Source organism: Streptomyces sp. Q6 (genome assembly GCF_036967205.1).
In the GTDB taxonomy this organism is placed as follows: domain Bacteria; phylum Actinomycetota; class Actinomycetes; order Streptomycetales; family Streptomycetaceae; genus Streptomyces; species Streptomyces citrinus.
The window spans coordinates 6098199-6122396 of sequence record NZ_CP146022.1 but is presented as its reverse complement, the minus strand read 5'-3'; the positions used below and the strand labels follow the sequence as shown (position 1 = coordinate 6122396).

Annotated in this window: 16 protein-coding genes and 4 pseudogenes; 8 read left to right on the top strand and 12 right to left on the bottom strand. The window is 71.6% G+C overall.

Translation table 11 applies throughout. The annotated features are described in order from the left end of the window. Positions 1-37 precede the first annotated feature (37 nt). Positions 38-1156 carry a CAP domain-containing protein gene (locus V2W30_RS28535; RefSeq protein ID WP_338700954.1) on the top strand — a complete coding sequence of 373 codons (1119 nt, stop codon included), beginning with the start codon at positions 38-40 and terminating at the stop codon, positions 1154-1156. A gap of 101 nt (positions 1157-1257) precedes the next feature. On the opposite strand, the gene V2W30_RS28530 is transcribed toward V2W30_RS28535, so the two are convergent. Next, entirely contained in the window at positions 1258-1857 is a 600-nt protein-coding gene (locus V2W30_RS28530; RefSeq protein ID WP_338700953.1) for a flavodoxin family protein, read from the bottom strand. Positions 1858-1969: 112 nt separating this feature from the next. Here V2W30_RS28530 and V2W30_RS28525 point away from each other — a divergent pair, with 112 nt between their 5' ends. Then, a complete protein-coding gene (locus tag V2W30_RS28525; protein WP_338700952.1) occupies positions 1970-2350 on the top strand; it encodes a helix-turn-helix domain-containing protein in 381 nt (126 codons plus the stop codon). Here V2W30_RS28525 and mutM read toward each other — a convergent pair. The 8 genes from mutM to recG all read right to left on the bottom strand — a co-directional run bounded on the left by mutM (position 2323) and on the right by recG (position 9750). Beyond that, the gene (gene mutM / locus V2W30_RS28520) at positions 2323-3183 is read right to left on the bottom strand and encodes a bifunctional DNA-formamidopyrimidine glycosylase/DNA-(apurinic or apyrimidinic site) lyase (protein WP_338700951.1); all 861 of its coding nucleotides are present in this window, start codon (positions 3181-3183) and stop codon (positions 2323-2325) included. The two genes, V2W30_RS28525 and mutM, sit on opposite strands and share 28 nt — an antisense overlap. Before the next feature lie 108 nt (positions 3184-3291). Next, positions 3292-4110 (bottom strand): ribonuclease III, encoded by an 819-nt coding sequence (gene rnc / locus V2W30_RS28515; protein WP_338700950.1) that lies wholly within the window; start codon positions 4108-4110, stop codon positions 3292-3294. Positions 4111-4117: 7 nt separating this feature from the next. Continuing rightward, the gene (rpmF, locus tag V2W30_RS28510; RefSeq protein ID WP_030361955.1) at positions 4118-4291 is read right to left on the bottom strand and encodes a 50S ribosomal protein L32; all 174 of its coding nucleotides are present in this window, start codon (positions 4289-4291) and stop codon (positions 4118-4120) included. A gap of 2 nt (positions 4292-4293) precedes the next feature. Further along, positions 4294-4938: a DUF177 domain-containing protein gene (locus V2W30_RS28505; RefSeq protein ID WP_338703796.1), complete on the bottom strand. Its 645-nt coding sequence runs from the start codon at positions 4936-4938 to the stop codon at positions 4294-4296. A 156-nt stretch (positions 4939-5094) separates the two neighbouring features. Then, positions 5095-6162: an ATP synthase F0 subunit B gene (locus tag V2W30_RS28500; RefSeq protein WP_338700948.1), complete on the bottom strand. Its 1068-nt coding sequence runs from the start codon at positions 6160-6162 to the stop codon at positions 5095-5097. Between the two features lie 94 nt (positions 6163-6256). Further along, positions 6257-6736, bottom strand: a complete 480-nt coding sequence (coaD, locus tag V2W30_RS28495; RefSeq protein ID WP_199791046.1) for a pantetheine-phosphate adenylyltransferase — start codon at positions 6734-6736, stop codon at positions 6257-6259. 26 nt (positions 6737-6762) lie between these two features. Then, entirely contained in the window at positions 6763-7359 is a 597-nt protein-coding gene (rsmD, locus tag V2W30_RS28490) for a 16S rRNA (guanine(966)-N(2))-methyltransferase RsmD (RefSeq protein ID WP_338700945.1), read from the bottom strand. A 174-nt stretch (positions 7360-7533) separates the two neighbouring features. Then, the gene (gene recG, locus V2W30_RS28485; protein WP_338700944.1) at positions 7534-9750 is read right to left on the bottom strand and encodes an ATP-dependent DNA helicase RecG; all 2217 of its coding nucleotides are present in this window, start codon (positions 9748-9750) and stop codon (positions 7534-7536) included. A gap of 192 nt (positions 9751-9942) precedes the next feature. Between recG and V2W30_RS28480 the strand changes: the two genes are divergently transcribed. Further along, entirely contained in the window at positions 9943-11790 is a 1848-nt protein-coding gene (locus V2W30_RS28480; protein WP_338700943.1) for an HSP90 family protein, read from the top strand. Further along, positions 11787-14491, top strand: a pseudogene (locus V2W30_RS28475) (tetratricopeptide repeat protein); the annotation flags it as partial. The gene V2W30_RS28480 and the pseudogene V2W30_RS28475, both read left to right, overlap by 4 nt. A 28-nt stretch (positions 14492-14519) precedes the next feature. On the opposite strand, the pseudogene V2W30_RS28470 reads toward V2W30_RS28475, so the two are convergent. Then, positions 14520-16213, bottom strand: a pseudogene (locus V2W30_RS28470) (DAK2 domain-containing protein). Positions 16214-16475: 262 nt separating this feature from the next. On the opposite strand from V2W30_RS28470, the gene rpmB reads away from it, so the two are divergent. From rpmB to V2W30_RS28455, 3 genes and pseudogenes are all read left to right on the top strand, one after another. Then, positions 16476-16661: a 50S ribosomal protein L28 gene (gene rpmB / locus V2W30_RS28465; protein WP_003957616.1), complete on the top strand. Its 186-nt coding sequence runs from the start codon at positions 16476-16478 to the stop codon at positions 16659-16661. Positions 16662-16895: 234 nt separating this feature from the next. Continuing rightward, the gene (locus V2W30_RS28460; protein ID WP_338700942.1) at positions 16896-19907 is read left to right on the top strand and encodes a BTAD domain-containing putative transcriptional regulator; all 3012 of its coding nucleotides are present in this window, start codon (positions 16896-16898) and stop codon (positions 19905-19907) included. Positions 19908-19988: 81 nt separating this feature from the next. Then, positions 19989-21416: pseudogene (locus tag V2W30_RS28455) on the top strand (FAD-dependent monooxygenase); the annotation flags it as partial. A 308-nt stretch (positions 21417-21724) separates the two neighbouring features. Here the strand turns inward: V2W30_RS28455 and thiD are convergent. Continuing rightward, positions 21725-22558, bottom strand: coding sequence for a bifunctional hydroxymethylpyrimidine kinase/phosphomethylpyrimidine kinase (thiD, locus tag V2W30_RS28450; protein WP_338700940.1), 834 nt, complete (start codon positions 22556-22558; stop codon positions 21725-21727). A 227-nt stretch (positions 22559-22785) separates the two neighbouring features. Beyond that, positions 22786-23739: pseudogene (locus V2W30_RS28445) on the bottom strand (thiamine-phosphate kinase); the annotation flags it as partial. A gap of 224 nt (positions 23740-23963) precedes the next feature. On the opposite strand from V2W30_RS28445, the gene V2W30_RS28440 reads away from it, so the two are divergent. After that, entirely contained in the window at positions 23964-24197 is a 234-nt protein-coding gene (locus tag V2W30_RS28440; RefSeq protein ID WP_016642988.1) for an Lrp/AsnC family transcriptional regulator, read from the top strand. The last annotated feature ends 1 nt before the right edge of the window (position 24198 follow it).

The following is a 24198-nucleotide window of genomic DNA, read 5'->3' as shown; positions in this document are numbered from 1 at the left end:
GTCACATTGACGACTGCCAGGACGAGGAAGGCCAGACATGGGACGCCACCGACGCTCCGCCGCCGGCCGCGCCGCCACCGGCCGCGCCGCGGGCACCCCGGAGTCGCACTCCGAGGGCACGTACACCGAAGGATATGGCGAGGCGTACGGCGCCGGTCACGCAGGGTCGTACCCGGGCGACGCATACGGAACGGCTGCGCCCTACAGGCAGCAGGCCACGGCTCAGCACCCGCTGTACGCGTCGTACGACGCGTACTCCCCGTACGACGAGACGGTGACCGGGTTCTACGGCTCCGTGTCCTCCGCCGGCGGGTCCGGCGAGGTGCCGCGCGGGGAGCGTCCGCACCGGCGGCGCAAGAAGCGCGGCGGCGTGCCCGTGCGCACCGGTCTGCTCGGCGTGTCCGCCGCTGTGGCCATGGGTGCGGTCGCGGTGGCCTCGGGCCTCATCCCGGGCGCCGACAACTACAAGCTCGGTGGCGACAACGGCGGCGACAAGGTACAGGCCGCCGACGCCTCCCCCAGCGTCGAGGCGCAGGGCGGCACGGACGGATCGGTCGACGACCGCGCGCCGTCCGCCGCGAGCCGCGACACCGCGCGTGCCACCCCCTCCGCCTCTCCCTCGAAGTCCGCGTCCGCGAAGCCGTCCGCCGAGCCCTCGAAGACGCCCGAGGCGTCCCGGAGCAGCGAGAGCAAGACCGCCACGAAGAGCGCGAGCCCGACGAAGACCACCCCCGCGAAGACGAAGGCCCCCTCGGGCGGCGGCCCCGCGACGACGTCGGAGACCGCGGCCGCGGCCCAGGTCCTCGCCCTCGTCAACCAGGAGCGCGCCAAGGTGGGCTGCTCCCCGGTGACCGCGGACAGCGGTCTCGCCGCGCTGGCGACGGCGTTCAGCGAGGACATGGCCGCGCGGAACTTCTTCGACCACACGGACCCGGACGGCGCGACGCCGTGGGACCGCGCCAAGGCGGCCGGCATCACGGACCTCGGCGGCGAGAACATCGCCCGCGGCCAGGCCAACGCCCAGTCCGTGATGGACGCCTGGATGAACAGCCCCGGCCACAAGGCCAACATCCTCAACTGCGACTACAAGACCCTCGGCGTCGGTGTGCACTTCGGCTCCGGCGGCCCGTGGTGGACGCAGGACTTCGGGTTCTAGCCCGAGGTTGTACGTATGACCCGCAGGGGTTGTACGTATGACGTAGCCGCGCTGTCCGTCATACGTCGACGGACAGCGCGGCTACGTCGTATCCAGCGCGATTACGCGGCGGCGAGGCGGCCCGCGCGGAACACGCGCGCCGTCTCGGCGACCCGGCGGCCCAAGTGCTCGGCCGTGGCGACGTCCGCCTTGTGGACGGTCTCGGGGCCCTGGTCGGTGTTGGTCTGCGCGGCGGCGCCCGCGAAGAAGCCGAGCCGGTTCAGATCGTCCTCGGAGGCGGTGCTGCTGTTCCACCCGGGGTGCAGACCGAGGTTGACCCAGTTCATGCCGTGCTGCGCGGCGAGGATCTGGAAGAACTGAAGCGTGTGCAGCTTGTCGCCGCTCTTGGAGCCGGAGTTGGTGAACCCGGCGGCGAGCTTGTCCTGCCAGTCGAGCCCGAACCAGCGCTTCGACGTGGCCTCCGCGAAGACGTGGAAGGCGCCCGACGCCGTACCCATGTAGGTCGGCGCGCCGAACACGATCGCGTCCGAGGCGTCCAGCCGCGCCCACTCCTCCTCGGTGATCTCGTCGACCTTGATCAGGTGAGCCTCGGCGCCGGCCTGGACGGCCCCCGTGCGGACGGCCTCGGCGAGGACGGCGGTGTGGCCGTAGCCCGAGTGGTAGGCGATGGCGACGACGGGTGCGATGGCGTGCGTGGTCATGGTGAACGTACTCCCGGATCGGTGAGCAGATGAAAGCGACCACCAAAGGAAAGCACTAACTTTTAGAAAGCACAACCCGATGGTTAGCGCTGCGCCGGAGTATGCTCGTGGTATGGAATCAACCGACCTCGCCTATGACGTGTTCTCCAAGGCGTGCCCCTCGCGCGGCACGCTGGAGCACGTGACCGGCCGTTGGGGCGCGCTCACCCTGGGAGCGCTGCACGAGGGCTCGTTCCGCTTCAACGAGCTGCGGCGCCGGGTGGAGGGCGTGAGCGAGAAGATGCTGTCGCAGACGCTGCACGCTCTGGAGCGCGACGGTCTGGTGCACCGCGACGCGCAGCCCACGAACCCGCCGCGCGTGGACTACGAACTGACGCCGCTGGGCCGGGAAGTGGCCGAGCGGCTGCTGACCCTCATCCACTTCGTGGAGGGGCGGATGGACGACGTACTGGTCGCGCGCGGGCGCTACGACGAGACGCGCGGCGGCTTCTGACAGCGCGGGCAGTAGTAGCTGGACCGGTTCATCCAGGCGCGGCGCCGCATCGGCGTCGCGCACCGGCCGCACGGCAGCCCTTCGCGTCCGTACGCGTCGAGGGACCGGTCGAAGTAGCCGGACTGCCCGTTCACATTCACGTAGAGGGAGTCGAAGCTCGTCCCGCCGACGCTCAGCGCGGCGGTCATCACATCCCTGACGTGGCCGAGGAGTTCGGCCGTGCGCGGGCGCGTGAAGGTCGCGGTGGGGCGCTCGTAGTGCACCTTCGCGCGCCACAGCGCCTCGTCGGCGTAGATGTTGCCGACCCCGCTGATGAGTGACTGGTCGAGCAGAGCGCGCTTGATGGTGGTGCGCTTGCGACGCAGCGCGTCGTGGAAGGCCGCGTCGTCGAAGAGCGGGTCCAGGGGGTCGCGCGCGATGTGCGCGATGACGTCGGGCAGATCGTCGGGGGTGTTCTCGTGCAACGAGAGCCCACCGAAGGTGCGTTGGTCGACGAACCGCAGCTCGGTCCCGAGGTCGTCGGCGAACCGGACGCGGATCCGCAGATGCTTCTCGTCCGGCGCCTCGTGCGGCTGCACCAGCAACTGGCCGCTCATGCCGAGGTGCGCGAGCACGGAGGTGTGCGTGGTCTCCAGCGGCAGCCAGAGGTACTTCCCGCGCCGCATCGGCTCGCCGATCCGCTGCCCCTTGAGGCGGTACGCGAAGTCCGCGCCGCCCGCGACATGACGGCGTACGGCGCGAGGGTGCAGGACCTCCGCATCGGCGACGGTGCGGTGCGCCACCCAGCGGGCGAGCCCGCGCCGCACGACCTCTACTTCGGGAAGCTCTGGCACGGGGACCTCCGGACGGGGCGGAACGGGATGCTGCGCAGAACGTACAGCGCAGAACGCCCGCTCCCACCGGGGGTACCGGTGGGAGCGGGCGGCCGAGGAAGCCGAGCGCTACACGCCAGGGGCGGTGTCGGCGGCCGCCCCCTCCGAGGCGGCCGCGGTGGCCGCCTCCTTGGCGCGCTCGTCCGCCGCGGCGCGAATGGCGCGCCAGGCGGACTCAGCGGCCTGCTGCTCCGCTTCCTTCTTGCTGCGGCCGGTGCCGGTGCCGTACGAGACGCCTCCGACGCGGGCGGCAGCAGTGAAGGTCTTCTCGTGATCCGGACCGGTCTCGGAGACCAGGTACTCGGGAACGCCGAGCCCCTCGGTCGCCGTGAGCTCCTGGAGACTGGTCTTCCAGTCCAGGCCGGCACCCAGATTCGAGGACTTCTCGATCAACGGGTCGAAGAGTCGGTGGACGAGTTCGCCCGCCGCTTCCAGACCCTGGTCCAGATAGACAGCGCCGATCACCGCTTCAAGGGTGTCGGCGAGGATGGACGCCTTGTCCCGGCCGCCCGTGCCCTCTTCACCACGGCCGAGCCGGATGAAGGAACCCAGGTCGAGCCCGCGGCTGACCTCCGCCAGTGCACGCGAATTGACCACCGCGGCCCGCAACTTGGCCAGCTGGCCTTCGGGCAGGTCGGGGTGGGTGCGATAGAGCGTGTCGGTGACCACGAGACCGAGCACGGAGTCCCCGAGGAACTCCAGCCGCTCGTTCGTGGGCAGCCCGCCGTTCTCGTACGCGTACGAGCGATGCGTCAGCGCACGCACCAGAAGGGCGGACTCGAGTTGGTACCCGAGCCGCCCTTCCAGAAGCGTGTGGGACGAGGCTGTGGTGTCCGCCTTTTTCTTGGCGTCATCCGCCGATTTATGGCTTGCCACTGTGCCTCTCACCAGCCGCTCAGACCTCGAGGACCTGGCGCTTGTTGTAGGTGCCACAAGCGGGGCACGCGATGTGCTGCAGCTTGGGCTCCTGGCAACGCTCACACGAAACCAAGGTGGGGACCGCAGCCTTCCACTGCGACCGGCGGTGGCGCGTGTTGCTGCGCGACATCTTCCGCTTCGGAACAGCCACGGCTACTTCTCCTGCTTCTCGTCGACGCCCGCTTGTGCTTCGGCGCCGCTCATCTCGTCCTTCTCGCCGTCCTGGATGGTGCCAGCGAGTCCCTGCAATGCCGCCCAACGGATGTCGACGGCGTCATGGTGGTGGCCCGGTTCGTCCGAGAGACGCACTCCACACTCGGAGCAGAGTCCCTCGCAGTCCTCCTGGCACACCGGCTGCATCGGCAGTGCGAGCACCACCGCATCACGCAGCACAGACTCGAGGTCGAACAGGCCGTCCTCGAGAAAGAGCCTGTCCTCGTCTTCCTCGGCGTCGTCGGCCGGCTCCGTGCGGACACGGCCCCGGTCGTCGGCGTCAGGGTACGAGAACATCTCCTGGAAGTCCGCTTCGACCTGTTGGTCGAGCGGCTCCAGACACCTTACGCACTCCCCCTTGGCCGATGCACGGGCGGTGCCTGTGACAAGCACCCCTTCCATGACCGACTCCAGACGGAGGTCGAGCTCCACCGGGGCGCCTTCCGGCACCTCGATGACTCCCCGCAGACCGAGGTCCTTGGGAGCGTCGATCGTGCGGGACAGCCGCTTCATGGCACCAGGACGCCGCCCCAGCTCGTGCGTATCGAACACGAGGGGATTGCGGTGGTCGAGGTGGGTGTTCAGGGCTGGTCCTGCTTTCGATCTTCGAAGCTCATGAGAAGCGCTGCCCCGAATCTTCCGGGCAGCTGGGACCGCACGTGTACGCGCGACCGAAGAGCCAGGATACTGGACCTTTCGCTCTCGGCCCAATCCGGTCCCGAGGGCACCGGAGCACCCCGGTCAGCGCCCCTGCTGTCCCTGCTCGTACTGCCGGACCTGCTCCATGCTGATCATGCTCGTGTCGAAGAGACTGGTCTCGTCGAGCGCGCCGTTCTGCATCTGCTGCTGGTCCTGCTGCTGATAGGCGTACGGATCCTGCTGATACGCCGCGTACGGATCCTGCTGCTGTTGTTGTTGCTGCTGCTGCTGCTGCTGGTAGGCGTACGGGTCCTGCTGGTACGCCGCGTACGGGTCCGGCTGTCCGTACTGCTGTTGCTGGTACGCGTACGGGTCCTGCTGCTCCCCGTACGCGGCGGCGGCTACCGGCTGCTGCGCGGGGATCTGCGGCGCGGTCTGCTCCGGGGCCGGCTGGCTGCCGATCTCGGCGAGGCCGGCCAGGTAGTCGGCGTCGCTGGTGCGCGTCTGGTCGCCGTCCGTGGGCAGCGAACCGAGGTCGTCGCTGGCGATGCGGCCGTGCAGCTTCTGACGGCCCTTGCCGACGGCTTCCAGGGTCTTGGCGAGCACGGCCTCGAAGGCGCCGAGCTTGGCGTCCACGTAGGAGTCGGCGTCCCGGCGCAGCGTCTCGGGATCGTGGCTGCGCTCGGGGGCGTCCTCGTCCTCGTACCCCTGCTCGTCCGTGCCGGGGCCGGTGCCGAGCAGCTTCTCGCGGCCGCGGCCGACGGAGCCGAGGGTCTTGTTGAGGACGACCTCGAAGTTGGCGAGCTTGGAGTCGACGTAGTCGTCGGCCTCCGCGCGGATCTCCTCGGCCTCCTGACGGGCCTCGGCGAGGATCCGGTCGGCCTCGTTCTGCGAGCGGCGGGCGATCTCGGTGTCGGAGATCAGGCTCCCGCGCTCGGCGTGCGCGGTCTCGATGATCCGCTCGGCCTCGGCACGGGCCTGCTCGACCATCTGCTCGCGGCCGCCGATCAGCTCCTGTGCCTGAGCGAGGGAGCCGGGCAGCGCCTGGCGCACCTCGTCGAGCATCGCGAGCAGGTCGGCGCGGTTGACCACGCACGAGGCCGACATGGGCATCGACCGGGCGCCGCCGACCGCGGCGACGATCTCGTCGAGCTTCTTCTGGACGTCCACCGTGTGCTCGCCACTCTCTCGTCTTGTCACAACCGATGCGACAGGGGGTTTGGAGACGGACGGGACGACTGTATGCCCAACTCGCCCATGGGTGTCACTTCTTGGGGAGGCGCTCGGTCAATGCCTCGTGCACCAGCGGCGGGACCAGGTGCGACACGTCGCCGCCCCAGGCGGCGACCTCCTTGACCAGCGAGGAGGACAGGAAGCTGTACGTGGGGTTGGTGGGGACGAAGAGGGTCTCCACGCCGGAGAGGCCGTTGTTCATCTGGGCCATCTGCAACTCGTAGTCGAAGTCGCTGACGGCGCGCAGCCCCTTGACGATCGCGGGGATGTCGCGCTGCTTGCAGAAGTCGACGAGGAGGCCGTGGAAGGACTCGACCTCCACGTTGCCGAACTCGGCGGTGACCTCGCGGATCAGCTCGATCCGCTCGTCCACGGTGAACAGGCCCTGCTTCGACTGGTTGATCATCACCGCGACGTGCACCACGTCGTACAGCTTGGAGGCTCGGGCGATGATGTCGAGGTGGCCGTTGGTGATGGGGTCGAACGACCCGGGACAGACTGCGCGGCGCACGGGAAGTCCCTCGCTCTCCGGTCCGGTCATCGTGCGTCGTCGCACGTGAGGGTGGTGTTCAAGGCGGCGCGACCGTACCAAAACGTGCCCTCGCCGTATCGACGGGACCTCAGTCCCTCGAACCCCTCGGGCCACCGGAATTCGCCGCCTCTTGTGCTGCGTTCAACGGTGACGAGCGCTTCGTCCGTGAGCCAGCCCTGGGTACGGAGTGTGAGCAGAATCTCGCGAAGATCGTCGTCGGAGACCGCGTACGGAGGGTCGAGGAAGACCAGGTCGTAGGGGTCGGCCGGCGGCGCGCCCGCGACGACTTGTTCCGCTTTTCCGGTCCGCGCCTCCGCGCCCGGCAGGCCGATGGCCTTGATGTTCTCGCGGATCGTGCGGGCGGCGCGGGCGTCGGCCTCGACGAGCAGCGCGTGCGCGGCACCGCGCGAGAGGGCTTCCAGGCCGACGGCTCCCGACCCTGCGTAGAGGTCGGCCACGCGGGTCCCGTCGAGGGTGCCGAGGAGCGCCTGCCACGTGGAGAAGAGGCCCTCGCGCGCCCGGTCGGAGGTGGGGCGGGTGCCGTTCCCCGGCGGTACGGCCAGGCGGCGTCCGCCGGCGCGTCCGGCGATCACGCGGGTCATCTCTGCTCTCGGTCCTTGTCTCGGGGCGGTCCGGTGCGATCCGGTCCGGTGTGGCCCAGGCGGTCCGTCCGGCGGGCTCCGGTGCGATCCCGGCCGGTGTGGCCCGAGCGGTCCGGCCCGGTGGGTTCCGGGCGGATCCTCTCCGGTGTGGTCCTGTCCTGTGCGATCAGTGTCTCAGCCCTTGTCGAGGTACTGCTCACGCTCCTCGTCCAGGAGGGCGTCGAGCGCCGTGCGCAGGCCGGGCAGGCGGTCGAGGTCCGGGTCGGCCGCGACGACCCTGGTCGCCTCCTCGCGGGCCTCGGCGATGATCTCCTCGTCCTCGATGACGGCGAGCATCCGCAGGGAGGAGCGCACCCCGGACTGGGCCTGTCCGAGGACATCGCCCTCGCGGCGCTGCTCCAGGTCGATACGGGACAGCTCGAACCCGTCGAGGGTGGAGGCGACGGCGCCGAGCCGGGCCCGCGCGGGGCTGGCCTCGGGCATCTCGGTGACCAGGAGGCACAGTCCGGCGGCGGAGCCACGGCCGACGCGGCCGCGCAGCTGGTGGAGCTGGGAGACACCGAAGCGGTCGGCGTCCATGATCACCATGGCCGTCGCGTTCGGCACGTTCACCCCGACCTCGATGACCGTCGTCGCCACCAGGACATCCGTGTCACCGGCGGCGAAGCGGCGCATCACGGCGTCCTTGTCGTCGGGCTGCATCCTGCCGTGCAGCACCTCGACCTTGAGTCCCTGGAGCGGTCCGCTCGCGAGCTCCTGCGCCACGTCGAGGACGGCGAGCGGCGGCCGCTTCTCGGCCTCGTCCTCGGCGGACTTCTTCTTGGCAGCGGCCTTGCCCTTCTTGGGCTTGTCGTCCTCGTCGTCGCCGATCCGGGGGCAGACCACGTACGCCTGGTGTCCCTTGCCGACCTCCTCCCGGACGCGCTCCCACGCGCGGGCGAGGAAGTGCGGCTTGTCGGCGGCGGGCACGACATGGCTGGCGATCGGTGAGCGTCCGGCCGGGAGCTGGTCGAGGACCGAGGTCTCCAGGTCGCCGAAGACGGTCATGGCTACGGTGCGCGGGATCGGTGTCGCGGTCATGACCAGGAGGTGGGGCGGCTGCTTGCCCTTGGAGCGCAGGGCGTCGCGCTGCTCCACGCCGAACCGGTGCTGCTCGTCGACGACGACCAGGCCAAGATCGTGGAACTGCACCTTGTCCTCGATCAGGGCGTGCGTACCGATGACGACGCCGGCCTCGCCGGTGATCAGGTCGAGCAGCGCCTGCTTGCGGGCGGCGGTGCCCATCGAACCGGTGAGCAGGACGACCTTGGTGGAGTGCTCGGCGCCGCCGAGCATGCCCGCCTGCGCCAGCTCGCCCATCATCTCGGTGATCGAGCGGTGGTGCTGCTGGGCGAGGACCTCGGTGGGGGCGAGCATCGCGGCCTGTCCCCCGGCGTCGACGACGGCGAGCATCGCGCGCAGGGCCACCATCGTCTTGCCGGAACCCACCTCGCCCTGGAGCAGCCGGTGCATCGGATGCTCGGTGGCGAGGTCGTCGAAGATCTCCTTGGAGACCTTCTGCTGGCCGTCCGTCAGCGTGAACGGCAGCTTCGCGTCGAAGGCCGTGAGCAGTCCGTCCGGCTTCGGGACACGGGCGACGGCGGTCAGCTGGGTGTCGGCGAAGCGCCGCCTGGCGAGGGCGACTTGGAGGACGAAGGCCTCGTCCCACTTGAGGCGGGCGCGCGCGTCGGCGATGTCGGCCTTCGTGTGCGGTCGGTGGATCTTGATCAGGGCTTCGGGGAGCGGGACCAGGCCGCGGCCGTCACGCAGGGAGTCGGGCAGCGGGTCGAGGGCTTCCTGGGCACTGGGCAGCACCAGGTCGACGGCCTTGGCGATCTTCCAGGACTCCAGCTTGGCGGTGGCCGGGTAGATCGGCAGCAGGGCACCGGCCCAGGACCCGACGGCCTCGGCCGCGTCCTCGGTGGATTCGGCGGTCAGCAACTGGTAGGCGGGGTGCGCCAGTTGCATCTTCCGGTTGAAGACCGAGACCTTGCCGGCGAACATCGCGCGCGTGCCGGGCAGCAGGTCCTTGTGCGGCTTGTGGATGCCCTTGCCGAAGAAGACGAGCTGGATCTGGCCGCTGCCGTCCGTGATGGTGACTTCGAGGCGCTGGCCGCTGCCTCCGTTGAACCTCAGGACGCGGGCGGTCGCGACCTGGGCGACGACGGTGACGTGCTCGTCCAGCGGCAGCTCCGCGAGGCGCGTGAGCTCACCGCGCTCCGCGTATCTGCGCGGGTAGTGGTGGAGCAGGTCACCGACGGTGTGCAGGCCTAGGTGCTCGGCCATCACCTTGGCGGTGGGTGGGCCGAGCACTTTCTTCAGCGGTTCTTCGAGCACAGGCACGAGATCCATTGCACACCACGCCACTGACAATCTCCGCACGTCCCGCGCACATCCCCGGTGTCCGCGCGGCGAGAATGGCCTTATCCGCTGGTCGGAAGGGGCCTGGCGGTCCTAGGATGACCGGCTCCGACCCTGATCGCGGTCACCTTGCGGGACCGCCCGACCCGCGCCGTCGCCCGTCCCCCCACCGGCGCAGCGACGATGGATTCCCAAACTTCTCAGAATGCGCACGGCGCCCAGGCGCCGCACCCGCCGCACACGTTCCAGGTCGACCTGCGCGGTCTCGTCGACCTGCTCTCCCACCACCTGTACTCCAGCCCCAAGGTCTACCTGCGCGAGCTGCTGCAGAACGCGGTGGACGCCATCACCGCCCGCCGCGCCGAGCAGCCCGACTCCCCCGCCACCGTGCGCCTGTTCGCCGAGGGCGGGGCACTGCGGGTCGAGGACTCCGGCATCGGTCTGACCGAGACGGACGTGCACCAGCTGCTCGCCACGATCGGCCGCAGCTCCAAGCGCGGCGACGGCCTGGAGTCGGCCCGCGCCGACTTCCTGGGCCAGTTCGGCATCGGCCTGCTCGCCTGTTTCGTCGTCGCCGAGCGGATCCGCGTGGTCAGCCGCAGCGCCCGCACGCCGGACGCCCCGCCCGTCGAGTGGACGGCCCGCGACGACGGCTCGTACACGGTCCGTACGCTCCCGGACTCGGCTCGCGTCGAACCCGGTACGACCGTGCACCTGGAGGCACGCGCGGGCGCCGCCGACTGGCTGGCCGAGGAACGGGTGCTGTCCCTGGCCCGCGACTTCGGCGCGCTGCTCCCGTACGACGTGCGCGTCGGCGAGGCCGCGGTGACGGACCTGCCCGCCGCCTGGAACCGCGACTATCCGAGCCCTGCCGCGCGCCGGGTGGCCCTGGCCCGGCACTGCCACGACCTGTTCGGCTTCACGCCGCTGGACTCGATCGACCTGGACGTGCCGGTGGCCGGCATCCGGGGCGTGGCACACGTGCTGCCGCAGGCGGTGAGCCCCGCACAGCGCGCGGGTCATCGGGTGCACCTGAAGGGCATGCTTCTCACGGAGCGGGCCGAGCAGCTCCTGCCCGACTGGGCCTTCTTCGTGCGCTGCGTCATCGACACGGACAGCCTGCGCCCCACCGCGTCGCGCGAGTCCCTGTACGAGGACGAGACCCTGGCCGCCGTACGGGAGGCCCTGGGCGAGCGCATCCGGGAGTGGCTGACGTCGCTCGTGGCCGGTGACCCCGAGCGGCTGGCCGCCTTCTTGTCGGTGCACCACCTGGGGGTCAAGTCCCTTGCGCGGCACGACAAGGAGATGCTGCGCACGATGCTTCCGTGGCTGCCGTTCGAGACGACGGACGGGCAGCTCTCCCTGGAGGAATTCGCTCAGCGCCACCCTGTCGTGCACTTCACGCGGACCGTGGAGGAGTACCGGCAGGTGGCGCCGATCGCCTCCGCGCAGGGGATCGGCGTCGTCAACGGGGGTTATACGTATGACAGCGACCTCGTAGAAGCGCTGCCGTCCGTACGCCCCGGCACTGTGGTCGCCGAGCTGGACGCGGACACCGTGACCGCGCACCTGGACAGCGTCGACCCGGCCGAGGAACTGGCTCTGGCCGCGTTCCTGTCGGCCGCGCGGGCCCGGCTCGACCCGCTGGGCTGCGACGTCGCGCTGCGCGCCTTCCATCCGCTGACGGTGCCCGCGCTGCACCTGGACGACCGTGCCGCCCGGCACGAGCAGGCGCGCGCGGATGCCGAGGCGCAGGCCGACGATCTGTGGGCGGGCATTCTGGGCTCGCTGCGCGGCAGTTCGCCCCGCGCGCGGCTCGTCCTCAACCACCTCAACCCGCTGATCCGCCGGGTGAGTTCGCTCGCCGACCCGGAGCTGATCGGCACGGCCGCCGAGGCGCTGTACGGACAGGCCCTGCTGATGGCCCAGCGCCCGCTGCGCCCAGCCGACTCGGCGCTCCTGAACCGCTCCTTCATCGGCCTCCTGGAATGGGCCACGCACCCCGGCACCGGAAGGGACGACGCCCGATGAACGGGACCGACGGAATCATGGACCTGGACGGCCTGCGGCGCGCGATGGCGGAGAACGCCGCGCAGCCCGAGGGCCCGGCGCGGGGCGCCCGCGCGGAGCTGCTGCTCGCGGAGGCGGAGAAGCTCGGCGAGCCGCTCGCCGTCATCGAGGCGCTCGGCCACCAGCTCCAGATGTACAACTACAGCTCCGAGAAGGCCAAGATGTTCGTCCCCTTCGCGCGGCTGCTGCGCATGTGGGACGAACACCCCGAGGACTTCGACGCGTACGAGACGCACTCGCTGCACTGGGTCTTCAAGTGGATGTCGGGCGGCATGCTGAGCCAGCCGCACATTCCGCTCTCCTCCATGGAGAAGTGGCTCGGCGAGATGGAGCACCGCTACCGAGTGGCCGGCCACTCCGAACGGGCCGTCCGTATGAGCGAGTTCTACGTCGCCGACCACATAGGTGACGAGGAACGCGCATCACGCGCGTACGAGGCGTGGCTCGCGGCCGACCGTGACGACATGGCCGACTGCCACGCCTGCGAGCTGAACGGGCAGGGTGCCCGCCAGTCGGAGCTGCGCAGGGACGAGCGAGCCCTGGAGCTGTGGCGGCCCGTCCTGGAGGGTGAGCACACGTGCGCCCACGAGCCGCACGCCACCCTTGCCGACTCGCTGTTGCCTCTCCTGCGCCTGGGGCGCCCGGAGGAGGCCCGCGCGAACCATCTGCGCGGCTACCGCCTCGTCCGGCGGATGGAGTCGATGCGGGGCGCGTTCGCGGCGCATGTGGAATTCTGCGCCCTGACAGGCAACGAGGCGCGTGCCCTGGAGCTGCTGGCGGAGCGTCCCGCCTACTTCACGGACACCGGCAACCCCCAGGGGCTGATGGACTTCCTCGGTGTGACCGCGCTGGTGATGGACCGGCTGACCGAGCTGGGCCTGGGCGAGCAGAGCGTCCCCGGTCCGGCCGGCCGCTCCTGGACGGCCGGGGAACTCGCCGTGCACGCGCGCGGCGAGGCACTGTCCCTCGCGGCCCGCTTCGACGAGCGCAACGGCACCGACCGGGTGAGTACACGACTGCGGCAGCGGATGGCGCAGCGCCCCTTCTGGAGCGGCTGCCGCTCGGCGTTCGGGTCGTGCGCACGGCCGCGCCCGCGAAGCCGGTCACCACGGCCCCCGCGGAGCAGCCCCGCGACGCCGCGTCTCTGGTCGACCGTGCGCGACGCCTCTCCGAGGAGACCGGCGGGCCCGTGGCGGGCCGGGCCTGGGAGGCGGCCGCGCGGGCCGCCGAGGCGGAGGGCCTGAAGCTCACCGCCCGCGACCGTGCCGAGATCGTCGACTACGAAGCGATGCGCGCCGAGGACGGCGCCGACCTGTTCGTCCGCGCGGCCGAGTTGTACGCGGAGGCCGGCGACGCGGGCGAGGCCAGGGCGGCACGCGCGCGTGCCGCGTACGCGATGGCCGACGCGGGCCGCGTCAAAGAGGCGCTCGCCGCGATCCGTGAACCGTACGAGGAAGTCCTCGCGGTCCTGCCGGACCTCGACGTCACGGCGGCCCGTCCGGCGGCGGCCGTTCTGTCGTGCCGTACGCGGATCCTGCTGCGGGAACACTCCGAGGACACCGGGATCGCGGCGGCCGAGGAGTGCGCACGGCAACTGCTCGCGCTCACCGAGCCGTTCGCGGCGGTGCCGCGGCTGGCCTCGCAGGCGGCTTCCGCCCGTTCGATGCTCGGGGACATCGCGCTGCACCACGGTGACGCGGACGCGGCCAGGGCGCTCTACGAAGAGGCCGCCGCGGCGCACGTGGCGGCGGGGCGGCCCTGGATGGCAGTGGACTGCGAGGCCCGCCTGGCGGACCTCGCCCGCGAGCGGGACGACGCGGCGGACGCCGAGCGTGCTCTGCGGGCCGCGCTGGAGCACGGCGCGGGGGACCTGGATCCGGTGGGCTCCGCGCAGCTGAACCTCCAGCTGGCCGAGGTCCTCGCCGCCACCGGACAGTTCGGGCCCGCGTCCGCGCACGCCCTGGAGGCCGCCCACTGGGCCGACGAGGCGGGCGAGAGCGCGGGGCTCGGCGCCTGGGCGCGCTTCCAGCTCGGTGGCCACCTGCTGCGCGAGGAGCGCACGGCGGAGGCCGCTGAGGTCCTGGAGTCGGCGCTGCTCGACCTGACGGCCGAGCACCACGGCGAGGGCGCCCTCGTCCAGGCCCAGTGGTGGCTCGGCGACTGCGCCCGTGCCCTCGGGGAGCACCTTCAGGCCGCCGAGGCCTGGCTGAAGGCCGCGGAGATCGCCCAGCACTGGCCCGAGCAGCGCGACCACGCGATGCTGGCGAACCTGGCGGCGGACGCGCTCGAACGGGCGGGGCGCACCGAGGACGCCGATCGCGCCTACGCGCGCGCGGGAGAGCTGTGGCGTGCTCTGGGCCACATACATGCGGTGGTGCGGTGCCTTCGCGCGCGTGCCTGGCTCGACTCCGCCTCGGCGGACGACGAGCGTGAGCTCATGTCGGCGGCGATCAGCGCCTGCGAGGAGGCACTCACTTCGGACGACGCCGACCGCGAGCCGCTGCGGTCCGAACTCGGCCATACGCACCGGCAGTTCGCGGAGCTCCTCGCCCGGCACGCGCCCGCCGCGGAGACGGCCGCCCAGCTGAGCCTGGCCGTGACGGCGTTCGGCGAGGCCGGTGACACGGAGGCGCGGGACGAGGCGCGGGCCGCGCTGGCGGCGCTGGCGGAGTAGGCCGCGGGGCGGGCGGCTACTCGACGCCGATCAGCATCAGCGCCGACTGCCGTCCGCCCCGGTACACCACCGTGTCCACGGCCAGGTAGGTCTCGCGGACATGCAGTTCGAGGCCGTCCGCGACCTCATCGGGTACGTCGTCGCCGAGGACCAGGGTGACCAGCTCGCCGCCCGCGGCGAGCATCCGGTCGAGGACGGTGCGGGCGGTCGCCGGGATCTCCCCGCCGATGACCGCCACGTCGCCGTCGATGAGCCCGAGGACGTCTCCGGCCTGGCAGATGCCGGCCATGGTCCACGACTGCCGCTCGGCGACGGTGAGCTCGGCGTAGCGGGTCGCGCCCGCGGCCGACGTCATCGCCACGACGTCCTCGTCGAAGCGCCGGTCGGGTTCGTGCACGGCGAGCGCCGCGATGCCCTGCACCGCGGACCGGGTCGGGATGAGTGCGACCCGTACGCCCTCGGAGCGGGCCTGCTCGGCGGCGGCCGCCGCGGTGTGCCGCAGCTCCGCGTCGTTCGGCAGCAGCACCACCTCGCGCGCGTGAGCGCGCCGGATCGCGTCGACCAGCTCGCCGCTCGCGGGGGTTCGCCGGGCCGGTCGGGCACGGTCGTCGCGCCGGCCTCCGCGTACAGACCGGCGAGCCCCTCGCCCGGCACGACGGCCACGACGGCCCGCTGCGCCCGCTCGCGCGGCGGGGCCGAGGACCGGGCCGTGTGCGCGTCACCGAGGCCGAAGTGCGTGATGCGGATGCGGTACGGCCTGCCTGCCTCGACGCCCGCTTCCACGGCGGCGCCCGCGTCGTCGACATGCACGTGCACGTTCCACAGCCCGTCCCCGCCCACGACGACCAGGGAGTCCCCGAGGGCGTCGAGCCGGGTCCGCAGCCGGGCGACGTGCCGGTCGTCGGCCTCAAGGAGGTAGATGACCTCGAAGGCGGGCCCCGGGGCACCCAGCTCCTCGGCGCATTCAAGAGGCTCGGTTCCCAAAGGCGCGTCCACGCGCGCGTGGACGCTCTCCTCACGGCGGGGCACCGGCGCCGCCTCCCCGGAGACGGCCTCGGTCAGCGCCCGGAGGACGGCGACCAGGCCGCGGCCTCCCGCGTCCACGACCCCCGCGCTACCGAGGACCGCCAACTGCTCCGGCGTCGCCTCCAGCGCCGCACACGCGCCTTCATAGGCGGCGCGGGCGACGGCCCCGCAGTCGCCGTCGACGCCCGCCGCCGCGGCCGCGGCCGCCGTCGCGACGGTGAGGACGGTGCCCTCCACCGGGTGGGCAACAGCCTCACGCGCGGACTCGGCGGCCCGGTGCAGAGCCAGGCGCAGGGCTCCCGAGTCGACCCCGGTCGCGTGATCTCCCTCACGACCCGCGCCGTCGGAGGCGAGGACCTGGGCCATGCCGCGCAGCAGCTGCGCGAGGATCGTCCCCGAGTTTCCGCGGGCGCCGATGAGGGCGCCGTGAGCCATCGCGCGGACGACCTCGGGCAGCGCGGGAACGGCGGGCTCCGGGCCCGCCTGAAGGCCGGCGAAGACCGCTTCCACGGCTTGATGCGCGGACTCGACGGTCAGGTACAGATTGGTGCCGGTGTCCCCGTCGGCCACGGGATAGACGTTGATCGCGTCGATCTCCGCGCGCTCGCGGCCGAGGGCTTCCAGGGCGAGTGAGCACCAGGCGCGCACCGCGACGACGTCGAGCACATGCGGCACCTGCGGCACCTACGCCTCCTTGAGCTGCGGGACTGGCAACGCAGAGTAGACCCCGGCCGACGGCCGCCCGGAAAGAGGGCCTGGCCTGGGACTCGGGGCAGCGGCCCGAGCAGCCATGGTAGTTTCGTTGTACCGAAGCAGCCGTTGTATGCTGCTCCGGTTGCCCGATACCCGTCGGGCCATCCCCTGGCACCGCCACTCAGATCCTCCGATCCTGATCCCGGCATGCCGGGATCAACCGTAAGTGCATCTGAAGTCTTTGGAGTGACCCGTGGCTGCCAACTGCGACGTCTGCGGCAAGGGGCCGGGCTTCGGCAACAACATTTCGCACTCGCACCGCCGTACGTCCCGTCGCTGGAACCCGAACATCCAGCGTGTGCGTGCAGTGGTCGGGCGGACGCCGAAGCGGCTCAACGTCTGCACCTCGTGCATCAAGGCCGGCAAGGTCTCGCGCTGACGTAACGCGTAGCGCGGCCACCTAGCTGGTTGCTTGAAGAAGCCGGTCCCCTCGGGGGCCGGCTTCTTCTTATGCCCGGAGCCTTCTCTGCCTGAGATCCCGAGTCCCGAATCTCGGGCTCTCGGGCTCTCGGGCTCTCGGGCTCTCGGGCTCTCGGGCTCTCGGGCTCTCGGGCTCTCGGGCAAGATCCACCGTCCGGCCACGACTGTCAGTGGCGACTGCCAGACTCTGCGCATGCGGTTCGGCATCCTCGGCCCTCTCGACGTACGGGCGCTCGACGGCAGCCCGCTGGATCCCGGCGGGCCGCGTCCGCGTGCCCTGCTGACCCTGCTGCTCCTGGACGCGGGCCGGACCGTCTCGCCGGAGCGGCTGATCGACGATCTCTACGGCGAGAACCCCCCGGCCGGCGCGGGCAATGCCTTGCAGTCCCAGATCTCGCGGCTGCGCAAGCGACTGAGCCTGGAGATCGAGGCGGGCCCCGCCGGATACCGACTGGTCGTCGATCCGGACGACGTGGACCTGCACCGTTTCGAGCGTCTCGCGCGGGAGGGCCGCCAGTCACTGGCCATCGGAGAGCACGCGCGCGCGGCGGCGGCCCTGCGTGAGGGCCTCGCCCTGTGGCGCGGGGCGGCTCCCCGTGACCTGCCGCGCCTGGAAGAGCTGCGATTGGGCGCCCTACAGGACCGCATCGAGGCCGACCTCGTACTGGGCGGCGACGCGGACCTGGTGGCGGAGGTGCGGGAGCTGATCGCGCGGCACCCGCTGAGCGAGCGCCTCTACGGGCTGCTGATGCGTGCGTTGCAGGCGGCCGGGCGTCCCGCCGAAGCACTGCGGGCTTATGAGGAGGCGCGGCGCGTCCTCGCCGAGGAGCTGGGCGCCGACCCGTCCCCCGAGCTGGCGGCGCTGCATCTGGAGTTGCTTCAGGGGCAGGGGCAGGAACCGGTGCGCCGACGCGGGGTCCCGGCACAGCTGACCCGATTCGTGGGGCGCGCGGGCGAACTGACCCGGATCGACGAACTGCTGGGCGAGGCGCGCCTGGTCACGCTGACCGGTCCGGGCGGCGCGGGCAAGACCCGGCTCGCGATCGAGGCGGCCCGCTCCCGCGCGGACGTCTGCTACGTGGAGCTGGCGCCCCTCGCCGACGGGGCGCAGGTCCCGTACGCGGTGCTCTCCGCCCTCGGCGTACGAGAAGGGCTCCGCGGTCCACAGAGCGCGGACGCCACCGAGCGGCTCATGGCCGCGCTCGAAAGCCGTGACCTCCTGCTGGTGCTGGACAACTGCGAGCATGTGGTCGAGGGTGCCGCCCGGACGGCGGGCCTTCTCCTGGCCACCTGCCCCGGCCTGCGCATCCTGGCGACCAGCAGGGAGGCGTTGGGCATCACCGGTGAGGCGCTGTGTCCGGTGCCACCACTGGAGGCGGGTCCGGCGGCGCGGCTCTTCAGGGACCGGGCCGCGGCGGTACGGCCGGACTTCGACGGGGACGGGCCCGCGCGCATGGCCGCGATCGACGCCATCTGCACGGCGCTCGACGGGCTGCCGCTGGCGATCGAGCTGGCCGCCGCCCGACTACGGACACTCACCGTCGAGGAGCTGGCCGAGCGGCTCGGCGACCGCTTCCGGGTCCTGTCACGCGGGGATCGCACGAAGGCGCCCCGGCACCGTACCCTGCGGGCCGTCGTGGAGTGGAGCTGGGAGCTGCTCGACGTGGAGGAGCGGGACCTGGCCTGCCGCCTGACGGTGTTCACCGCCGGAGGCCTGTCCGGGGGCGCGACGCTGGACGCGGTGGAGGCGATCTGCGGCATCCCCTACCCCGAGGACCTGCTCGCGTCGCTCTCCGAGAAGTCCTTCCTGGAGGCGTCCCAGGGCCGCTATCGGATGCTTCAGACGATCCGCGCCTTCTGCGCCGAGCACCTCGCCGACGACGTACGGGAGGAGCTACGGGACGCTCACGCGGCGTATTTCCTGCGGCTCGCCGAGGAGGCCGAGCCACGGTTGCGCGGGGCCGATCAACTGCCCTGGCTGGAGAGACTGTCGGTGGAGCGGTCCGACATGGACGCCGCTCTGCGTCACCTGGTGGGCAGCGCCCCCGCGGACGGGTTGCGTCTCATGGCTGCCCTGTCGTGGTTCTGGCGGCTGCGCGGCCTGGCCGGTGAGCGTCTGTCGCTCGCCCGCGATCTGGTCGACGCGGTGGGTTCGGAGCCGCCGCCGGGTCTGGAGGAGGAGTACGCGCTCTGCGCGCTCAATGCGGTCGCAGGTGACGGCGACGAGGTCCGTCTCGCTCGCGCGGACCGGGTGCTGGCCGGGATCGACCGCCAGTTGAGACTGCCGTTCACCGTCGTGCTGTGGACGCTCGCCGTCGGTCCCGAGCGTTCCCGCGACGAGCGGGTGCGCGCCCAGGTCGGCGACGATCCGTGGGGCCGGGCACTGCTCGGTATCGGGCTCGGGTTCCAGGAGCAGTTCGCGGGACGACCCGCCGCTGCGGAGGCCCTGTTCGCCCAGGCTCTGCAGGGGTTTCGGGAGACCGGTGACCGGTGGGGCATGGCCAACTCCCTGGACCAGCTGGGCATGTTCGCGGACTGGCGCGGGGAGCGGGCACATGCGCTGAAGCTGATCGACGAAGCGCTCGGCTACGCCCGTGAGCTGGCTGCCCCGGAGGAGACCGCCGACCTGCTGTGCAGACGCGGGGCCGTGCTGCTGCGCAGCGCCGCTTACGAGGAGGCCGACGCCGACTTCGCGCGGGCGGGTGACCTGGCACGGGCCGCGGGCGCACCCGAGAAGGTGGCCGGCGCGTTCTGGGGCCGGGGCGACGCGGCGCGCCTGTCGGGCGATCCGGCCCGGGCCCGGGAGCACTACGAGGCGGCGCTGGAGACCAGCGCGCGCTCCTGGTACAGCGTGGGCCAGACCGTTCACATCTTCCTGGGCCTCGGCCGCACGGCGCTCGCTCAGGGCCGCACGGAAGAGGCGGACGACTGGTTCGCGCAGGCCCGCACCCTGTCGACCGGCGATCTGACCCAGGGGTTGGAACGGGCGGAGGTGGCCGAGGCGCTGGCGTCCCGGGCGGACGTGCCCGAGCGGGCCGCGACACTCCTCGGCGCCGCGTCGGCGCTGCGCGGGACGCTCATCGTGGACGATCCGGACGTCACCCCGCTCGAGCGGCGGATCCGGCGGATGCTCGCCCCCGAGGTGTACAGAAAGGCCTTCGAGCTGGGCGGGAGCCTGCGGGATAGCGCCATCCTCGACCCGTGAGAGCCGGGTCACGGAGGCCCGGTGAGCCTTGGTCAGCGAGTGGTCAGCGAACGGTAAGCGCCCCGGCGCACGCTCACTCCCATGACGAAACAGACGCACACCACCTCGGACAGCCACCCGACCACCGACGGCCGCCCGGCCGCCGACACCCACCCGGCCACCAGCGCCCACCCGACCACCGGCACCCACCCGGCCACCGAGACACTCGCTCACACCGACGCACTCGATCAGCCCTACATGGGCGCTCCCACCGAAGCACTCGATCACCCCTACACGGGCGCTCCCACCGACCCATGCGCTCCCCCAGGCGCACTCGCTCACCTCGACGTTCTGGTCTCCGGCGCGAGCATCGCCGGGCCCGCGATCGCCTTCTGGCTCTCCCGCCAAGGCGCCCGCGTCACGGTCGTCGAGAAGGCACTCGCCCTGCGCGAAGGCGGCTTCGCCGTCGACTTCCGCGGCCCTGTCCACCGCACCGTCCTGACCCGGATGGGCATCTGGGACGAGCTGCACAGGATCCAGACCGACATGGGCCGGCAGAGCATCGTCGACGCGGACGACACCGAGCGCGTGGATCTGCCCGCGCATCTGATGAGCGGCGACGTCGAGGTCTTCCGCGGCGACCTCTCGAAGCTCCTGTACGAGCGCACCAAGGACACAGTCACCTATGTCTTCGGCGACTCCATCGACACGCTCACCGAGACCGCCACCGGTGTCGACGTCACCTTCGACCATGGGGCGCCCCGCACCTTCGACCTGATCGTCGGCGCGGACGGCCTGCACTCCCACACCCGACGTCTGGTCTTCGGGGACGAATCCCGGTACCTCCGCTTCCTCGGCTACTACGTCGCGGGGTTCGACATGCCCAACCATCTGGGCCTCGACCGCACGGCCAGGCTCTACACCGAACCCGGCCGCACAGCGATGATCAACAACTATGACGGCGACCCGGAGCGGGCCGGCGCCTGCGTCGTGTTCCAGTCGCGGGAGCTCACGTACGACCGCAAGGACCTGGCGCAGCAGAAGCGGATCGTCGCCGAGAAGCTGCGTGGCATGGCGTGGCCGCACGTACAGCAGATGCTGGAGGCGCTCGACGCGGCGGACGACCTGTACTTCGACGCCATCGCCCAGATCCATATCGACAGGCTTTCTCAGGGCCGGGTGATCCTGCTGGGCGACGCGGGACACGGAGCCACCATGGGTGGCATAGGCACCGGCACGGCCCTGGTCTCGGCGTACGTCCTCGCGGGCGAGCTGGTGGCGGCGCGCGGCGATCACCGCACGGCGTTCGCCGCTTTCGAGGCCGCCATCACGGAGTACGCGAAGGGCTGCCAGAAAACCTCCGGGAACGCGGGACCGTTCCTGGCGCCGGCCTCCCAGAAGAAGATGCGCAGCCGCGACCGGGCGTACCGGATGCTCAGCTCACGGTTCCTGGCGGGCTTCTTCAAGCGCCTGACGGAGAAGGCGGCGAGCAACCTGGCGCTGAAGGACTACGCCTTGTCCGCCGAGCCGATACCCGCCTCGGTCTCCGAGACAGCCACTGCCACCCACGCCCACCCTGCCGCAACGACCGGCTCTGTGACCGCCGCCGAGGTCGAGGCCGAAGCCAAGGTGGAGGTCAAGGCCGAGGCCGAAGCCGAGGTGAAGGTCAAGGCCGAGGTCAAGGCCGAAGCCGAAGCCGAGGTGAAGGTCAAGGTCGAAGTCGACACCGACGCCGACGCCGACGCCGAGACCGCCTCCGCCACCTCCCCCCGTTCTGCCGCGGACACCCGCTCGGTGCCCGAGGCCGAGGGCTATGCCGGCCCGGCCGCCTGCGAAGCTCAGAGCCGCCAGCCGTGATCGACCGGCCCGATGCCGCCGCCGAGTGCGAACCCTGCGGCGATGGCCCCGGTCACGTACTCCTTGGCCGCGCGCACGGCCTCGGGCACCTCCTGGCCCGTCGCCAGGCCGGCCGCGATCGCGGAGGCGAGGGTGCAGCCCGTGCCGTGCGTGTGGCGGTTGTCATGGCGCGGGGCGCGCAGCCAGTGCTCCTCGGAGCCGTCCGTCAGCAGATCCACCGCGTCCACGGCGCCCGCGCCACGGGCACCGACACCGGCACCGGCACCGCCCCGACCCGATCCCACTCCCCCGGAGCCCAAATGCCCACCTTTGATGACCACCCACTGCGGCCCGTACACGAGCATGGCCGCCGCCGCCCGGCGCATCCCGTCCTCCGACTCGACCTGTACACCGGTGAGTTGCGCCACCTCGTCGAGGTTCGGTGTCGCCACGGTGGCAGTCGGCAGCAGCTTGGTCCGCACGGAGTCCAGCGCCGACGCGGCGAGCAGCGAGTCACCGTGCTTGGACACGCCGACCGGATCGACCACGACGGGGGCAGCCGTACCGGCGAGCAAGTCGGCGACACATTCCACGAGTTCGGGCGACGCGAGCATCCCCGTCTTGACGGCCTGCACCCCGATGTCGTCGACGACGCTGCGGTACTGCGCGCGCACCGCCTCGACCGGAAGCTCCCAAGCACCCTGCACGCCCAGGGAGTTCTGAGCGGTGACGGCCGTGATCACGCTCATACCGTGGGTGCCGAGAGCCAGCATCGTCTTGAGGTCGGCCTGGATCCCGGCGCCGCCGCCGGAGTCGGACCCGGCGACGGTCAGCACCCGAGCCGGAACCCGTCCGGCCGCGGGAGCACCCCCCGCGGCGGATCCGCCCGGAGCACCCGCCCCTGTCACGACTCGATCTCCCCACCGAACCCGCCGAACCCACCGAGTCCGCCCGGACCACCGAGCCCGCCGGACCCCCCGAGCCCGCCACCAAGCCCGCCACCCGGGCCGCCCGAACCGGCCGATCCGCCCGGCCCGCCGGCACCGCCCCCTTCGGCCGACTCGTCGCCGAAGTGGTCCCAGCCGCCCTTGCTCGTCCAGGGCGCGCCGTCCACGGTGACCTGCGGCAGGGCCGACGGGTTGAGTACCTCGCCGATGACCTTCCAGCGGGCGGGCAGCTTCACGTCCGGCGGGAAGGTGGCCACGATCGCGTGGTCCTCTCCCCCGGTCAGGACCCATTGCAGCGGGTCGACGCCGACGGCCTGGCCGATGTCGCTCATCTGCGACGGCACGTCGACCTTCTGGGACTTGATGTCGATGCGGACCTTGCTGGCCTCGGCGATATGGCCCAGGTCGGCGATGAGCCCGTCGCTCACGTCGCACATGGCGGTGGCGCCGAGACCGGCCGCCGCGGGGCCCGCGTGGTACGGCGGTTCGGGCCTGCGGTGCGCCTCGACGAAGGCGCGCGGCGAGCGGAAGCCGCGGGAGAGCACGGCGTACCCGGCCGCGGACCAACCCAGCCAGCCCGTCACGGCGACGACGTCACCGGGCTGGGCGCCGCCGCGGGTCACCGGGTCGTGGTTGCGCAGATCGCCGAGCGCGGTGATCGCGACGGTGATGGTGTCACCGCGGACGACATCGCCGCCCACCACGGCGGCGCCGGCCACCTGGCACTCGTCGCGCAGCCCGTCCATCAGCTCGGAGGGCCAGGACGCGGGCAGTTCGGCGGGTACGACGAGACCGAGCAGCAGCGCGGTCGGGACGGCTCCCATGGCGGCGATGTCGGCCAGGTTCTGGGCGGCGGCCTTGCGGCCGACGTCGTACGCGGTGGACCAGTCGCGCCGGAAGTGCCTGCCCTCCAGCAGGATGTCCGTGCTGGCCACGACCCTGCGGTCCGGTGCGGCGACCACTGCGGCGTCGTCCCCGGGACCGACTCGTACGGCCGGAGTGGTGGTGAGCCGCGAGGTCAGCTCCTTGATGAGCCCGAACTCGCCCAGCTCGCCGACGGTGCCCTTCATGCGCGTGCTGCCCCTTCTGCCCCGGCCTGCTCGCGGTCGCGAGCCGTCTCTGTCATGGGTACGGTTTGTGTCACGGGCTTGCCCCTACGATCCCTTGCGCTCCCGGAGGGCGCATTCACGGTGAGTACGCCACAGCCACCCCGGGTCTCCCCGCGACGAGCGGCGACGCGATACCGTGGCGTCCCTTCTCCCCACATGATCCTCGTGGCCGCCCTGGAGGTTCCGTGGTACAGGCGTACATCCTGATCCAGACCGAAGTAGGCAAGGCGTCGACTGTCGCCGAGCTGATCGGAAAGATTCCGGGAGTCATTCAGGCCGAGGACGTCACCGGCCCCTACGACGTGATCGTGCGTGCGCAAGCCGACACCGTCGATGAACTGGGTCGCATGGTGGTTGCCAAGGTCCAGCAAGTGGATGGCATCACCCGCACCCTGACCTGCCCGGTCGTCCACCTGTAGC